A 15,480-nucleotide genomic window follows, 5' to 3' on the forward strand; every position below is an offset into this window, starting at 1 on the left:
GGGTTCCCCGCTTGGGCGCCTACGGGGCAGCACGCTGAGTTGGTAAACATTGTGACTTGCACAGCAGGCCAAGCTGTTAGACTGCCAAACAGTGCGAATCACTGTGTATTTCTGCGAATTGCTTCATGTCCTACTCCAGCCATTCTCCAGAGGAACGTTTGCAGCGTATGCAGACTTTGTTCCCCGGATCTGCCCTTTACCTGAAAAACAAGTGGCGGGGCGGGCATAACGGCAGAAAAGGCACGGACTATGAAAGACTGTATGCAGCGTTCGCCCTTGCCCAAGTCTTGGTGAGGTATTGCATGCTGCCGAGGGTGGAACGGTGGCCAGCCGTGTATGAGCAAGTTGAAGCGGCGGTGGACGACTTGCTGGTGGAGACTGCTGATGGGGCCAGATACCATCAACTGAAGAATGTTCAAGACCTTTCCTGGGGACGTGGGGAAGAAGGCTCTGTGCATGCGGACTTCATGATGCAAAAGAGCCTTTCTGACGCATTGGAAGAGCGGGGCTCCACGGTTCTTGTGGTGGCGAACTTGGGTTTAGCCGATAAGTTAAAGAGAACGCTTCCAGAAAATATTGAAGAACATACTGAAGTCGAGTTCTTTCCTTTTTGTGATGGCTCAATCAATCGTTTGATTTTCGAACATCATCCTTTGAGAGAGATTCTTGCTCAGTTGAGCATAACTTCCAGTCCTGACTTGGCTGAATTGGGATTTGTTTATTCCGCTCTTGCAGCAGCCTTTATGCATAGCGATAAGGGTGGAAGGGTTGATGAACTTTTGATGATCGCCCAAGAGCAATCTCCGCAATTGATCAGGCTTCTGCCTGAGCAGGCTGCCAATATAAAAATTAAGGATGAATTGAAAAATATCCTCCGCGAAATTCCAGACTTCAGATTCAGTATTGAAAGAGGGTTTTTCGAATGGAGTCGAAAAAATGATTCAGGTGTTTTGAAGTACAGCTGCCTGACGCCCCAGTTTGACGCCTTCCAGAAAATGATAATCCAAGCCAATCCCAAAACCTTTGAGCAGTTGGAGGAGTTCTTGCTATGACTGATACAGCTACCAGGGTTTATAGCGTTTATGCTGAAAAGGATGCAGATGCTCGGGATTTGGTGGATAGAATTGCCAATCAGAATCTGAATGTCGCAGAGTATCGCCAGGCGATGATTGCTCTTGGCAAAGCGCTGGCTTCTTTTTTGCCTCAAAAAATCTCTTCCCCTCTGGAGGACATCTACGTTGTTTGCACGGTGGAAGATGCTGACTTTCTTGCGAGAGGGATTATTGAGCGCTTGGAGCAAAGCGGGCTTGGCTCCAGGGTCAAGCTGATGTGTCTTTGGAATGAAAGAGTGCGGGAGGGCGATATTTCCATTTCTCCCATATTCAAGCAATATAAAGAAGGCCAAACCACCCAAACGGCTTCATTCGTCGTCGTCAAGTCGATCATTTCTGGCGCTTGTGTGGTGAAAACGAATTTGACAAGGGCGATCTCTGCTGTGGAGGTGAATCAGATTTTTGTGGTTGCACCAGTCATTTTGAAAGGCGCGCAAGAAAGGTTGGCCAAGGAGTTTCCCAAGGCCATTTCGGATAAATTCGAGTTTTTTTGGGTGGCTGAAGACTCCAGAAAGAATGGAGAGAACGTGGAGCCTGGCATTGGCGGTTCCGTCTATGAGCGCTTGGGTTTTGGGGATGAATCGAGAAAAAATAAATATATCCCTGAAATAGTCAAGCAACGCAGGCGCGCTTGACGGCGGGGATTGATGGCTATTGGGCTCTGTTCTTTCTCGTCGATCAAGAACTCTCTTATTGCGGTAGCGCTCTTGGCTGATAATGCATTCGATGCCTGCTTTGCTGCAACGTTTGCTGCGGTTGACTTTTGATGCGTTTCGATAGTCCCACGGCGTGCGCAGTGGCAGCAAGGCGGCTCTCGGTGCTGTATATATAGATAGAGGGCGCTTGGCCAAGGATGGGTTGCAAGTGCTCTTTGTCCTCTCCCCACAGGAAAAATGCATATGACAAACGAAGAAATTCTTGCCCAGTACGGCCCTCGCGAGTCGATGGAGTACGACGTGGTGATCGTCGGCGCGGGGCCGGCGGGGTTGGCGACGGCGATTCGCCTCAAGCAGTTGGCGGCGGAGAAAGAGCAGGAGCTCAGCGTCATGGTGCTGGAGAAAGGCTCGGAGCCGGGCGCGCACATCCTCTCGGGTGCGGTGATGGATCCGCGCGCGATAACGGAGCTGTTTCCCGACTGGAAGGAAAAGGGCGCGCCGCTGAACCAGCCGGTCAGCGCCGATGAGATTTTGATGTTGAGCGCCACGGGCGTGCGCAAGACGCCTGCGGCGCTGATTCCCAACAACTTCCACAACGAGGGCTGCTATGTGATCAGCCTGGGCAGCGTGGTGCGCTGGCTGGCGGCGCAGGCCGAGGAGCTGGGGGTGGAGATCTTCCCCGGCTTTGCCGCGACTGAGGTGCTGTACGACGAAAACGGCGCCGTCAAGGGCGTGGCCACGGGCAACATGGGCGTGGGCAAGGATGGCGAGCCGACGGGCGAGTTCCAGTTGGGCATGGAATTGCACGCCAAGTACACGATTTTTGCCGAGGGCGCGCGCGGCCAGTTGGGCCGCCAGTTGTTGGCGAAGTTCAATTTGCAAGAGGGCAAGGCGCCGCAGAGCTTTGGCATCGGCATCAAGGAGCTGTGGGAGGTGCCGCCGGAGAAGGCCAAGCCGGGCCTGGTGGTGCACACGGCGGGCTGGCCGATGGACAAGGAGACGTTTGGCGGCGGCTTCCTCTACCACATGGAGGACAACAAGGTCACGCTGGGCTTTGTGGTGGGGCTGGATTACAAAAACCCCTGGCTCAGCCCGTTCGAGGAGATGCAGCGCTGGAAGACGCACCCGGCCATCCGCCAGCATCTGGAGGGTGGCAAGCGCCTGGGTTATGGCGCGCGCGCGATCAACAACGGCGGCATTCCCAGCCTGCCCAAGACGGTGTTCCCTGGTGGCGCGCTGGTGGGCTGCAATGCGGGTTATCTGAATGCCAGCCGCATCAAGGGCAGCCATGCGGCGATCAAGAGCGGCATGCTGGTGGCCGAGGCTTTGTTCGACGCGCTGGCGGCGGGCCGCGCGCAGGATGAGTTGACGGCTTACCCGGAGGCGTTCGAGAAGAGCTGGCTGTATGAAGAACTGAAGGCGGCGAGCAACTTCAAGCCCTGGTTCAAGAAGGGCCAGACGATTGGCATGCTGATGACGGGCATCGAGCACTGGCTGCTGCCCAAGCTGGGCATCAAGACGCCGCCCTGGACGCTGAAGAACCCCGCGCCGGATCACACTTTCCTCAAGCCGGCGGCTGAGTGCGCCAAGATTGACTATCCCAAGCCGGATGGGAAGATCAGCTTCGACCGCCTCTCCAGCGTGTTCATGAGCAACACCAACCACGGCGAGGATCAGCCCGCGCACTTGACGCTCAAGGATGCCAGCGTGCCGGTGCAGGTGAATTTGGCCAAGTTCGGCGGGCCGGAGGCGCGTTACTGCCCGGCGGGTGTGTACGAGTTCGTCGAGGACGAGAGCGAAGGCGGCAAGCAGCGCTTGCAAATCAATGCGCAGAACTGCGTGCATTGCAAGACCTGCGACATCAAGGATCCGACGCAAAACATCGTCTGGGTCGCGCCCGAGGGCGGCGGCGGACCGAACTACATGGAGATGTGATGGCTTGGCGGCTGCCCAGGCCGCCGGGTTGGCCCCGGTGGTTGCGGGTGGCGCGCGCTGGTGTTGCAGAGGGGTGGCTTGGGCCACCCTTTTGCGTTTCTGGTGGCTGAAGCGCCTGGATTTGGTGAATTTTTATCGATCAATAGGAAAAATAATTGCCTTGTTTTGGCATGATGGAAAATGGCTCTATTTTCCTTTGGTGGATAAATCAGGTTTGCACAGATTCTCGGCGCCATTCTCAGCTTGATGGGGCCGGGAACACCCGTGGCGGAAACATGCGGTGCGGCCAGGCCAGCAGGCGTTGCAGGCGGGGCCAGTCGAAGCCTGCGCCGGGGTCGTGTTTGCGGCCGGGGGCGATGTCTTCGTGGCCGGCGATGTCCTGAATCGGGTAGTGGGCGGCCAAGGCCTGGCACAACTGGGCCAGCGCGGTGTATTGGGCGTCGCAGAACTGGCCGCCTTCCAGCCCTTCCAGCTCGATGCCGATGGAGTCGTCGTTGCGCGCGCTGCGGCCCGCGTAGAACGAGGCCCCGGCGTGCCAGGCGCGCTTGTCGGTGTGGACGAATTGCACGACGCGGCCATCGCGCCGGATCAGGAAGTGGGCGGAGACTTGCAGGCCGCGTATGCCTTGGTAGTAGGGGTGGGCGTCCCAATCGAGCGTGTTGGTGAACAGGCGCTCGATGGCGTCGCCCTCGAAAACACCGGGCGGCAGGCTGATGGAGTGGATGACGATGAGGTCCACGACGGCGCCTGTCGGCCGGTCGTTGCAGTTGGGCGAGGCGAGCCAGCGCGCGGGGCGGTAGCGGCCGTGGTGCAGCAGGGGGGCGGGGTGATCCGGAGGCATGGAAAGGCGTTGAGGCGATATTTTTATCTATCAATAGGAAACAAAATGCCGTTGTTTTGGCTTGATGGTAATTGTTTTATTTTTACTTTGATTGATAAATTGCAAGGAATTCCACTGGCTTGCGGCGTTTGAGTCACTCGCGGGCGTCGGGTTCGGTGGGGATGTTCAGTCGCTCGATGCGGTAGCGCATTTGGCGCAGGTTCAGGCCCAGCAGGTTGGCGGCGGCGGTGCGGTTGTAGTTGACGGCTTTGAGGGCGCGGATGAGTACGGCGCGTTCTTGCTCGTCCAGCCAGGCTTGCAGGTCTTTGGGCAGATCGGCCAAATCGTCGTAGCGGCGGGCGCTGGTGGCGATGGCGGCTGCTGAGGGGGCTGGCGTTTCGGCCGCTTCCGGTTGCGCCTCCGGAGGGCTGGAGGCCGCGTCTGTGACGGCTGGCGAGGGTGCGGGTGGCGCGCTGCTTTGAAAGGCCGGCATGGCAAAGCTGGCGTAGGCCACGGGCGCAGGCATGCTGAAGGTGGGGCTGGGGGAGGCTGGCGCGGGCGCGGTGGGCGCTGCCGGTGGGGGTAGGGCCGCCGTAGTGGCTGCCGGGGCTGCGGGCGTGGAAGGGGGCGGGGCGAAGGCTTCGCCTGCGTCTTCAATGTATTCGGCGCGCAAGATACCGTCTTCGCTCAGGGCGACGGCGCGGTGCAGCAGGTTTTCCAGCTCGCGCACATTGCCGGGGAAGGGGCGGCGCAGCACGGCGTCCATGAAGGCGGGGTCGGTTTGGAGGGTGTCGAAGGGGCTGTCGCGCGTGAGGCGCTGGAGCAAGGCGGCGATCAGCGCGGGCAGATCTTCGCGCCGCTCGCGCAGGGGCGGGATGCGCAGCTCGATGACGTTGAGGCGGTAGTACAAATCCTGGCGGAAGCGCCCTTCGGCCACTTCCGTGGCCAGGTCGCGGTGGGTGGCGCTGACCAGGCGCACGTCCACCACTTCTTCTTGCGTGGCGCCCAGCGGGCGTACGCTGCGCTCCTGGATGGCGCGCAGCAGTTTGGTTTGCATGGCCAAGGGCAAATCGCCGATTTCATCAAGAAACAGCGTGCCGCCTTTGGCGGCTTGGAAAAAGCCGCCCCGGTCGTGCGTGGCGCCGGTATAGGAGCCTTTTTTGGCGCCGAAGAATTCGGCCTCCAGCAGGTTTTCGGGGATGGCGCCGCAGTTGACGGCCACCAGTGGCCCATCGGCGCGCTGGCTGTTGGCGTGCAGGGCGCGCGCGACCAGTTCCTTGCCCGTGCCCGATTCGCCGTGAATGTGCACGGGCGCCATGCTGCGCGCGACTTTGCCGATGCGCTCTTTGACGGCTTGCATCAGGGGCGACTGGCCGACCAGATCGGCCAGCGCGGCAGCGCCTTTGTCCAGGGGAGCGCCGTTGCTGGCAGGAGCGTCTGGTTGTGTGGCTTTGGTTTTGCGAGCGCTGGCTGCTGGCGTTGTGCTGGCGGCCGCCTGAGCCGCTGGCGCTGCGGGCGGCGTTTTGCCTGGCAGCCCTTGAATAGCGGAGGCGACCACACTGCGCAGTTGCTTGAGTTCAACGGGTTTGCTGAGGTAGTCGAACGCGCCAGCGCGCAGGGCTTCGATGGCGTTTTCCGCCGAGCCGTAGGCGGTGACGACGATGCAGCGCTCGGGGCGCGAGGCCGCTTGCAGCTCCAGCAGCAGCTCCATGCCCAAGCCGTCGGGCAGGCGCATGTCGGTCAAGACGACGTCGAAGGGGCGCTCAAGTTTGGCGCGCGCCTGGGCGACGGTTTCGGCGGATTCGACCTGGTAGCCCTCGCGCATGAGCGTGAGTTCGTAGAGCAGACGCAGATCAGGCTCGTCGTCCACGACCAGAATGGAGGCTTTTTTCTCTGACATGGCCCGATTATCGGCGCGGAGCTGGTTATTGCAGGCGCGCAGGGCAAGGCAGGCCCGAAAGCAAGAAAGCCACTCGGATGAGTGGCTTTCTTCGTTAAACTTGGTGCCCAGGAGAGGACTCGAACCTCCACGGAGTTGCCCCCGCTAGCACCTGAAGCTAGTGCGTCTACCAATTCCGCCACCTGGGCACTTCAGGAAAGACGGCATTGTAATACCAAAAAATGGATCTGAATTGAAAAAAAGCTATTTAACGCAAGAAATTGTTGGCACCGTCCAGGGCCGACGCGAAGGACACGGTTTCATCACGCCCGATGATGGCTCCGACGATGTGTATCTCCCCCCGGAAGAAATGCGCCAGTTGGTGCACCGCGACAGGGTGCTGGCGCGCATTGTTCGGCTGGATCGCAAAGGGCGCCCAGAAGGGCGGGTGCTGGAAATTCTGGAGCGGCCAACCCGCACCATTGTGGGGCGGCTGCTCAGAGAGCACGGCGTGTGGCTGGTGGCGCCGGAGGATCGGCGCTATGGGCAGGATGTTCTCATTCCCGATGCGGCGCTGGCCCAGGCGCAGGAGGGGCAAGTAGTGGTGGCGGAGTTGACGCAGCCACCCTCGCTGCACGTCCAGCCCGTGGGCCGCATTGCGGAGGTGCTGGGTGATGCGGACGATGCGGGCATGGAGATCGAGATCGCGGTGCGCAAATATGAAGTGCCGCATGTCTTTTCCGATGCGTGCCAAAAGGCCGCCGCCAAGCTGCCCGCCACGGTGCGCGCAGCCGACAGGCGTGGTCGCATCGATTTGCGCGATGTGCCGCTGGTGACGATTGATGGCGAAGATGCGCGCGATTTCGACGACGCTGTGTATTGCGAGCCAGCCAAAGTCGGGCGCGGCAAGGGGTGGCGCTTGTTGGTGGCCATTGCTGATGTCAGCCATTACGTGCCCTCGGGCGGCGCAATCGATGCCGATGCGTTTGAGCGCGCCACCAGTATTTACTTCCCGCGCCGCGTGATCCCGATGCTGCCGGAGAAGCTCTCCAACGGGCTGTGCTCGCTCAACCCGGGCGTGGATCGCCTGTGCATGGTGTGCGACATGCTGGTGACGGCCAAGGGCGAGATTCAGGCCTACCAGTTCTATCCCGCCGTGATGCACAGCCATGCGCGCATGACGTACACGCAGGTGGCGGATATTCTGGCCAACCCGCGCTCGCCAGTGGCGCAGCAATACCAGGCGCTGGCGCCGGAATTTGCGCATTTGCATGGCGTGTATCAAGCGCTGCTGGCTGCACGTCAGGCGCGGGGTGCGGTGGATTTCGAGGCGACGGAGACGCAAATCCTCAGCGATGAAGAAAGCGGCCGCATCACGCAAATCGTGCCGCGCGAGCGCACAGAGGCGCACCGCTTGATTGAAGAAGCCATGCTGGCCGCCAACGTCTGCACGGCGGATTTTTTGCAGAGCCACCGCCATCGGGCGCTGTACCGCGTGCATGAAGGCCCTACGCCCGAGCGGCAAAACGTGTTGCGCGCGTACCTGCAGGCGCTGGGCCTGGGCTTGAGTATTGGCGACGATCCGCAGCCGGCCGATTTCCAGCGCATTGCCGAGGCCACGAAAGACCGGCCCGATGCCAAGCAAATCCACGCCATGCTGCTGCGCTCCATGCAGCAAGCCATTTATACGCCGCATAACAGCGGCCATTTTGGTTTGGCGTATGAGGCCTACACGCACTTCACCAGCCCCATTCGCCGCTACCCCGATTTGCTGGTGCACCGCGTGCTCAAAGCCATGCTCGAAGGCGGCCAATACCATCTGCCCGCCATTCCGGAGGCTGGCGCGGCGACCGAGGCGTTTCGTAAAAAGCTGGCCGCCAAAGTGGCCCCGCCGCCCGAGGTCGAGCCGTCAGAGGCGGGCGCGGGCAAGCAGCGGCGCAAAAGCAAAAGCGCCCAGCGCGATCAGCGCGAGCTCCAATCCTGGGAAGCGGCGGGCCTGCATTGCAGCGCCAATGAGCGCCGCGCCGATGAGGCCAGCCGCGATGTGGAGGCCTGGCTGAAGTGCCAATACATGCGCGAGCATCTGGGCCAGGTGTTTGCTGGCACGGTGACGGCGGCCACCAACTTTGGCATCTTCGTCACGTTGGATGCGATGTTCGTGGAAGGCCTGGTGCATGTCACCGAGCTGGGCAGCGAGTATTTCCGCTGGGATGAAACTCGCCAGGAGCTGCGCGGCGAGCGCACGGGCGTGCGCTATGCCGTGGGCACACGTTTGCAGGTGCAGGTCAGCCGCGTGGATTTGGATGCGCGCAAGATCGACTTCACGCCCGTGGACGATGAGCGCCCCTGGGAGGGCGCGCGCGCCAGCCGTTCAACTGGCCGCACATCGGGGCGTCCATCGGCGCAGGGCGAGGCCGCGTCGCAGGCGGCCAGCGGCAAAGCGGCCCGAGCCAAGGATGCACGCGTCAAGAAAGGTTCCAAGGCTGGGAGTAAGGTTTCTCGCGCCAAAGTCGGTAAGCGCAAAAAGTGAGCCTCATAATCGCGCCCCTTTTTTTGGCAACCCTAATAAGGAAAAGCAATGAGCATTATTTGGACGATTTTGATTGGCTTGGTCGTGGGCTTGATTGCCCGGGCGCTGAAGCCGGGCCGTGATGCCCTGGGCTGGATCATGACGGCGGTGCTGGGCATTGCTGGGGCGTTTTTTGCCAGCTTCGTGGGCCAGCAACTGAACTTCTATGGGCCAGGCGAGCCTGCGGGTTTTGTGGCTTCGGTGCTGGGCGCCATCGTGTTGCTCATCCTCTGGGGCATGTTGAGCAAGAAGAAGTAAGGCTGGGCCAGCTTCTGGCCAGAGCATGAAAAAAGGCAGCGTGGGCTGCCTTTTTTCATGCTCTATCGATGCATATATTACAATTCAAAAAGAAATAAAACGGCATTATTTCGGCGCGTCTGCATTCAAATTGAATTCAGTTTGAATTGTAATTTTGCAGTCAGACGCCTTGCTTGAGCGAGGCTTCGATGAAGGCGTCCAGATCGCCGTCGAGCACCTTTTGCGTGTTGGAGATTTCCACGTTGGTGCGCAAATCCTTGATGCGGCTGTTGTCCAGCACATAGCTGCGGATTTGGTGGCCCCAGCCCACGTCGGTTTTGGTGTCTTCGAGCTTTTGCTGCGCTTCCAGGCGCTTGCGCATCTCCAGGTCGTACAGGCGCGAGCGCAGGCGTTGCCAGGCCACGTCGCGGTTGCTGTGCTGGCTGCGCCCGTCCTGGCATTGCACGACGATGCCGGTGGGGATGTGCGTCAGGCGCACGGCCGAGTCGGTTTTGTTGATGTGCTGCCCGCCCGCGCCGCTGGCGCGGTAGGTGTCCACGCGCACGTCGGCGGGGTTGATCTGGATGTCGATGGAGTCGTCGATTTCCGGGTACACGAACAGCGAGGCAAAGCTGGTGTGGCGCCCGCCCGAGGAATCAAAGGGCGATTTGCGCACCAGCCGGTGCACGCCGCTTTCGGTGCGCAGCAGGCCGTAGGCGTATTCGCCTTCGACTTTGATGGTGGCGCTTTTGATGCCGGCGACGTCGCCGGGGGTTTCGTCCTCGATGGTGGTGGTAAAGCCTTTGCGCTCGGCGTATTTGAGGTATTGGCGCAGCAGCATGCTGGCCCAGTCGTTGGCTTCGGTGCCGCCAGCGCCGGCCTGGATGTCGATGAAGCAGTTGAGCGGGTCGGCCTCCTGGCTGAACATGCGGCGAAATTCCAGCTCCTCCACATCGGGCTTGAGGCTGTCGATCAGGCTTTCGATGGTCTCCAGGCTGGCGTCGTCGCCTTCTTCGCGGGCCATTTCAAAGAGTTCGCTGTTGTCGGCCAGCTCTTGCGTGAGGCGCTCGAGCGTGAGCACGACGCCGTCGAGCAGTTTTTTCTCTTTGCCCAGCTCCTGGGCTTTTTTCGGGTCGTTCCAGACGGCGGGGTCTTCCAGCGCGGCGTTGACGGTTCTCAGACGTTCGAATTTGGCATCGAAGTCAAAGATACCTCCGTAAGTCCTGGGTGCGGGCGCTCAGGTCTTCCAGTTGCGCGGCGATTTGGTTGATGCGTTCTGCTTCCATAAGGGTTCCTCGTGTGGGCCTGGGCGGCGCGCCCGGCGGGCTATGGGATGCGGCGCGCAGGGGGGTGCGGGCCGATAAAAAGGGGCGATTTTCGCATAGCGGCTTTGGGCCGCGTGCGCTGGCCTGGGGCGGGCGGGCCAGGGCCGGGTTTTGTTGATCTATATCAATGTGAATTTAATTTGATTGGTATCATGCCGAAATTGGTTGATTTTTTTTCTTTTGATTTGTAATTCTTGGGGGTGCTTGGGTTATTTCACTAGGGTGTTCATCTGGATGATGGGCAGCAGCACGGCCAGCACGATGACCATGACGGCCACGCCCATGGCGACGATGAGCAGGGGTTCGAGCAAGGTGGCCAGGCGCACGGCGCGGCGCTGAACTTCGCTTTGCAATTGCCGCGCGGCGCGCTCCAGCATCAGGGGCAGCTCGCCGGTTTGTTCGCCCAGGCGCGCGAACATGGCCAGCAGGGCGGGGTAGCGTTTTTTCTGTGCCAGGGCGGCGCCCAGCGGCGCGCCTTCGCGCACGAGGGCCAGGGCGTCGTGCGCGTCGCGGCGCATGCTGCGGTTGCCCACGGTTTCGGCGGCGGCTTGCAGGGCTTTGAGGATGGGCACGCCTGCGCCGCTGAGCATGGCGAGGGTGGAGGCAAAGCGTGCGGCGTTGTATTGCGCCGCCAGCCGCCCCAGCAGGGGCAGCTTGAGCCAGGCGGCATCGATTTTTTCGCGCTGGGCGGGGATGCGCAGCAGGGCGCGCCAGGCCAGGGCGACCAGCGCCAGGGCGATGGCAAACCACAGGCCCCCGGCGCGGATGAAGCTGCTGATGCGCAGCAGGATGTCGGTCAGCCACGGCAAGCTGCGGCCGTTGCCGGTGAAGACGCTGGCGACTTGGGGCACGACGTAGCTGAGCAAAAAGGTGACGATCAGCAGGCCGGTGAGGGTGACGATGGCGGGGTAGAGCGCCGCGCCGGTGATTTGCGCTTGCAGGGCCTGGCGGTTTTCCAGCTCGTCGGCCAGGCGCTCCAGCACCCGGGCCAGCTCGCCGCTGTGCTCGCCCGCGCGGACGACGGCGATATAAACGTCGGAGAAGGTGTGCGGCCAGGCCGAGAGGGCCTGGGCGAAGCTGGCGCCGCCGTTGATTTCGGCGCGCAGGCTGGCGATGAGGTGTTGCTGGCGCTCATCGGGCGCTTCTTCGGCCAGCATGGCCAGGGCGCGTTCGAGCGGCAGGCCGGAGCCGACCAGGCCGGCGAGTTGGCGCGTCCAAATCGTCAACGCGGTGGCATTGAAGGCGCGGCGCGCCCAGCGCGGTTGCGCCTGGCCTGTCGCGGCGCTGGCGGCCAGCGGTTCAACGGCCAGCGGCACCAGTGCTTGCGCGCGCAGTTGCGAGCGGGCGGCGCGGGCGGAGTCGGCTTCAATCGTGCCTTTGCGCGATTGGCCTTGGGCGTCGATGGCGTCGAAGGAGTAGGCGGGCATGGGGTGGTCAAGCGGCAGGGACGCAGAAGAAAGGGCACATCAAGGCGCTCGCACAGGCGCGAGCCGGGGCGCATTGTGCATGGCGCAAGCGGTTAGCCGGGCCGCTTGGCGCGCCTGGGTGCATTGGGCGTGCGTCGGCTTGCGGGCGGGGGCTGGCGGTTTGAGCGGGCGCCCGAGCCTGAGTTGGACGGGCAGGTTTGCGGGCATACTTCGCGCCCGTTTTGATCCTCCTTTCTCGTCATGACTGCTTTGATTCTTTCCGTCCAATCCCATGTGGCGTATGGCCACGCTGGCAACTCGTCCGCGGTGTTCCCGATGCAGCGCCTGGGGATGGAGGTGTTGCCTGTGCATACCGTCCAGTTCTCCAACCACACGGGTTACGGGGCGTTCCGTGGGCAGGTGTTCGATGTGGCGCATTTGCGCGATGTGTTTTTGGGCCTGGAGGAGCGCGGGGTGTTGCCCGATGTGGCGGCGGTGCTCTCTGGCTATATGGGCGACAGCAGCATTGGCGATGCGATTTTGGATGTGGTGGGCCGCATCAAGCAGCACAACCCGCAGGCGCTGTACCTGTGCGATCCGGTGTTTGGCGATGTGGGGCGCGGGGTGTTTGTGCGCCCGGGCATCCCGGAGTACCACCGCGACCACACCTTGCCCGCTGCCGACATCATCACGCCCAACCAGTTCGAGTTTGAGCAGTTGATGGGCGGGGTGAGCCTGACTTCCACCGCCCACGCCCTGGAAGTGGCGCGCCGCCATATCGGTGACAGCGGCAAAACGGTGGTCATCACCAGCTTGATGACGCCCGATATCCCCACCGGCCAGTTGGCGACGGTAGCCATTACCGCCCGCACCGCCTGGGCGGTGCATACGCCCGTGATCGACCTCACGCCGCTGCCCAACGGCATGGGTGATGCATTTGCGGCCATCTTGCTGGCCCACTTGCTGCAACAAAAAGCCTGGCCGGATGCGCTGGCGCTGGCCACGTCGAGTTTGTATGAGCTGGTGCGCCACACCACGCCGGGGCGGCGCGATTTGCCGCTGATTGCGCAGCAGGCGCAGATCGTGGCGCCGCAAGCGCGCTTTGAGGCGGTCAGCCTGTAAACCCTTGCCCCCCTTCTCTCAGCCGCGCGGGCAGGCTGTGCCAGGCGTGTGCGAGCGCGTCTTGCGCCGCTGGCAATTGGGCGCTGACGCGCACGTGCAGCGGCAGGCCCATGGAGGCGGTGTCGCGCAGCTTGACGCCTGCCTGGCGCAGGTGCGCCAGCGCTTGCGCAAACAGCGCTTGCGCCTGCTCCGGGCGGATCTGGCCTTGCACATAGGCTTGCCATACATGGGGTAAGGGTCGGGCGGCGAAGTACGGCGTTTGGCTACCTGGCAACACCTGCCAGCCTAGCGAGGTGCACAGGGCGATTTGGCGCTGTTTGAGCTGGGCCAGTTGCAAGCGCGTTTGGGCCAGCCAGGCTTGTATGCCGCGATCCGTCCACGCGTGCAACAGCGCCACGCCATGCGCACCGATAGGCCAGGAAGGGGCCAGGGCAAGCAAGGCTTGTTGCATGGCTTTCCACGCTGGGGCGTTGGCCGCTGTGAGCGGCGGCGCGATGGCGTAGGCGGCGCGCACGCCGGTGAGCCCCAAGGATTTATTGGGTGAAAACAGTTGCCAATAAGGGCGTTGGCGCGCTGATGCCAGCCAATCCGTAGGCGGCTCGCCAGGCTGCGTTAAGGCCAGCGGGGCATAGGCTGCATCGAGAAACCGCCGCAGTGCACCCGCTTGAGCCGCAGCGCCTGCCTGTTGCCAGTGCGGCAGGATGGGGTCGGGCCAGCCCAGCGGGCTAGAGGGCGAGCAAGCCCAATGCAGCCCGCCATCGTCGGTGACATCGCCGGCGCTTGTGGGGGCATGCGCGCCGCCAGTTTGGAGAGAGCGCCAGCGCACCTGCAAACCCATGGCCTGCGCCTGCTGGGCGTAGTCGCCATACGCCGGCTGGGGAATGCACACGGTGGCGATGCCCTGCAAGCGTGCCCAGAGGTGGATGCGATGGATCAATTCGCTGCTGCTGGCGCCCAGCAACACCCGCTCGCGCGCCACGCCATGCCAATCGGCCAGCGCTTCGCGCAGCACGTGGTAATGCGGATCGGGGTAATGGCTGGCATCGGCTTGGCGCACCTGCTCCAGCGCGGCTGGGCAAGGGCCATAGGCGTTGCTGTTGGTGGAAAAATCCCACGGTGCAAGGCCCAGGCCATCGGTGCCGCCATGTTGATGGGAAAAGAAAATTGGCGAGGGGGGCATGATGTTATTTATCGATCAAAGTAAATTTCATCCAATTACTGAATCGCCAAAACATGGCAATTTTATTTCCTATTGATCGATAATTCAAAGGGATTTGGTCAACCAAAACGTCCAAAACGGGAGGCTTACCAGCAAGCCCAGCCCCCAGCACGCCAGATGCAAGGCGCGCCGCGCCATTCGCGCCGCCGCTTCAAGCGAGTGGGGGCCAGGGCTGGCCCCGTCGGGGTGGAGGACGTACACGCCCGGCTTGCTCAAGCGCACATCCAGCAGCAACGCCATGGCGCTCATCGGCCAGCCGCTATTGGGCGATGGCGTTTGTCGCGCGTTATGGATAAGGCGCTCCAGCATGCGCCGCCAACCGACGCCGCTCTTTTGAATGACTCGCCCATTGGCAACCAGCAATGCCAGCGCCGTGAGCCTGGCCGGCAGATAAGACAGCACATCGTCCGCGCGCGCTGCCCATTTGCCCGCCCACTGCCAATCGCGGCCAGCGCGCCAACCGGGATAGCCCCACATCGCATCCGCCGTGTTGGCAAAACGGTACAAAACCGCCCCAGGCAAACCCAGCAATACAAACCAAAACAGCGGGGCGAACACCGAGTCGTTGAAGTTTTCCGCCAAAGACTCGATAGCGCTTTCACGCACCTGCGCGGGCTGAAGCCGATGCACATCGCGGCTGACCAGGCGCGCCAACTGCTGCTGCCCTTGCACAAGCGATTGGCGCAAAGCGTGCTCCACCGCCAAAGCCTCCCCACGCAACATGCGCCAAGCAAACATGGGCTTGAGTAAAACAGCCGTGAGCAAACACGCCACACCCCAGTGCAACTGCGCAAGCCCCCACTGCACCAACCAGGCGCAGGCCACCCACGCAATAGCCAATACAAGCCACCCCGAAGCGCCTCGCCAAAACAAGGCCCTCTGGGCATGTGCTTTAAAAACCCAACGCTGCATGGCATCAAGCGAAGCCCCCATCCAAACCACGGGATGCCAACGCACCGAAGGCTCCCCCAAGAAACGATCCAGCGCCAATGCCAGCACCATAACAATCCAAGACTCTTGCATGCCAAACATCATAGGGAAGCGAGGCTTGCTAAAAATTCCCCAAAATTTTGTTTGTGGTTTGCTGAAGTTGTGTTATAGTTCACGGCTTCGCTGCTTCGGAATGATTTTTGGGGTTTGCGAGAGTTGGTTGGAAGTTTTGTTTGTTGCTCTGCATTGAAAGTTTTCTGTGCGGGGTGA

At 61.6% G+C, this 15,480-nt stretch carries 12 protein-coding genes and 1 tRNA gene; 6 read left to right on the top strand and 7 right to left on the bottom strand.

Going from position 1 to position 15,480, the window contains the following annotated elements; translation table 11 throughout:
• The first annotated feature begins 125 nt into the window (after positions 1–125).
• From EBQ26_RS11620 to EBQ26_RS11630, 3 genes are all read left to right on the top strand, one after another.
• The gene (locus tag EBQ26_RS11620; protein ID WP_147474060.1) at positions 126–1,052 is read left to right on the top strand and encodes a hypothetical protein; all 927 of its coding nucleotides are present in this window, start codon (positions 126–128) and stop codon (positions 1,050–1,052) included.
• On the top strand, positions 1,049–1,747 hold the full coding sequence (locus tag EBQ26_RS11625) for a hypothetical protein (protein WP_122239340.1): 699 nt from the start codon (positions 1,049–1,051) through the stop codon (positions 1,745–1,747). Before EBQ26_RS11620 ends, EBQ26_RS11625 begins: the two co-directional genes overlap by 4 nt.
• A 264-nt stretch (positions 1,748–2,011) precedes the next feature.
• Entirely contained in the window at positions 2,012–3,703 is a 1,692-nt protein-coding gene (locus EBQ26_RS11630; RefSeq protein ID WP_122239342.1) for an electron transfer flavoprotein-ubiquinone oxidoreductase, read from the top strand.
• A gap of 238 nt (positions 3,704–3,941) precedes the next feature.
• Here the strand turns inward: EBQ26_RS11630 and ampD are convergent, their stop codons facing one another.
• From ampD to EBQ26_RS11650, 3 genes are all read right to left on the bottom strand, one after another.
• Complete coding sequence (ampD, locus tag EBQ26_RS11635) at positions 3,942–4,544, bottom strand: 1,6-anhydro-N-acetylmuramyl-L-alanine amidase AmpD (protein ID WP_122239344.1); 603 nt, start codon at positions 4,542–4,544, stop codon at positions 3,942–3,944.
• A gap of 133 nt (positions 4,545–4,677) precedes the next feature.
• On the bottom strand, positions 4,678–6,423 hold the full coding sequence (locus tag EBQ26_RS11645) for a sigma-54-dependent transcriptional regulator (RefSeq protein ID WP_238944344.1): 1,746 nt from the start codon (positions 6,421–6,423) through the stop codon (positions 4,678–4,680).
• A 101-nt stretch (positions 6,424–6,524) separates the two neighbouring features.
• Positions 6,525–6,611, bottom strand: a tRNA-Leu gene (locus EBQ26_RS11650).
• Between the two features lie 17 nt (positions 6,612–6,628).
• Here EBQ26_RS11650 and rnr point away from each other — a divergent pair.
• Both rnr and EBQ26_RS11660 read left to right on the top strand, forming a co-directional pair.
• Entirely contained in the window at positions 6,629–8,932 is a 2,304-nt protein-coding gene (rnr, locus tag EBQ26_RS11655) for a ribonuclease R (RefSeq protein ID WP_122239370.1), read from the top strand.
• A 48-nt stretch (positions 8,933–8,980) separates the two neighbouring features.
• The gene (locus tag EBQ26_RS11660) at positions 8,981–9,229 is read left to right on the top strand and encodes a GlsB/YeaQ/YmgE family stress response membrane protein (RefSeq protein WP_122239346.1); all 249 of its coding nucleotides are present in this window, start codon (positions 8,981–8,983) and stop codon (positions 9,227–9,229) included.
• A 160-nt stretch (positions 9,230–9,389) separates the two neighbouring features.
• Here the strand turns inward: EBQ26_RS11660 and prfB are convergent.
• Positions 9,390–10,494 (bottom strand): peptide chain release factor 2 gene (prfB, locus tag EBQ26_RS11665; RefSeq protein ID WP_122239348.1). Its coding sequence is split into 2 segments (ribosomal slippage): positions 9,390–10,412 and positions 10,414–10,494, totalling 1,104 coding nucleotides; the frame shifts between segments, so codons are not numbered across the junction.
• Between the two features lie 248 nt (positions 10,495–10,742).
• Positions 10,743–11,960 (bottom strand): type II secretion system inner membrane protein GspF, encoded by a 1,218-nt coding sequence (gspF, locus tag EBQ26_RS11670; protein WP_122239350.1) that lies wholly within the window; start codon positions 11,958–11,960, stop codon positions 10,743–10,745.
• 240 nt (positions 11,961–12,200) lie between these two features.
• On the opposite strand from gspF, the gene pdxY reads away from it, so the two are divergent.
• Positions 12,201–13,061 carry a pyridoxal kinase PdxY gene (pdxY, locus tag EBQ26_RS11675; protein WP_122239352.1) on the top strand — a complete coding sequence of 287 codons (861 nt, stop codon included), beginning with the start codon at positions 12,201–12,203 and terminating at the stop codon, positions 13,059–13,061.
• Here the strand turns inward: pdxY and EBQ26_RS11680 are convergent.
• Positions 13,051–14,241, bottom strand: coding sequence for an aminotransferase class I/II-fold pyridoxal phosphate-dependent enzyme (locus EBQ26_RS11680; RefSeq protein ID WP_122239354.1), 1,191 nt, complete (start codon positions 14,239–14,241; stop codon positions 13,051–13,053). The genes pdxY and EBQ26_RS11680 overlap by 11 nt on opposite strands.
• Before the next feature lie 84 nt (positions 14,242–14,325).
• Positions 14,326–15,315: an adenosylcobinamide-phosphate synthase CbiB gene (gene cbiB / locus EBQ26_RS11685; RefSeq protein ID WP_122239356.1), complete on the bottom strand. Its 990-nt coding sequence runs from the start codon at positions 15,313–15,315 to the stop codon at positions 14,326–14,328.
• Between the last annotated feature and the right edge of the window lie 165 nt (positions 15,316–15,480).

Origin of the sequence: Allofranklinella schreckenbergeri, from assembly GCF_003703475.1 — a bacterium.
In the GTDB taxonomy this organism is placed as follows: domain Bacteria; phylum Pseudomonadota; class Gammaproteobacteria; order Burkholderiales; family Burkholderiaceae_C; genus Lampropedia; species Lampropedia schreckenbergeri.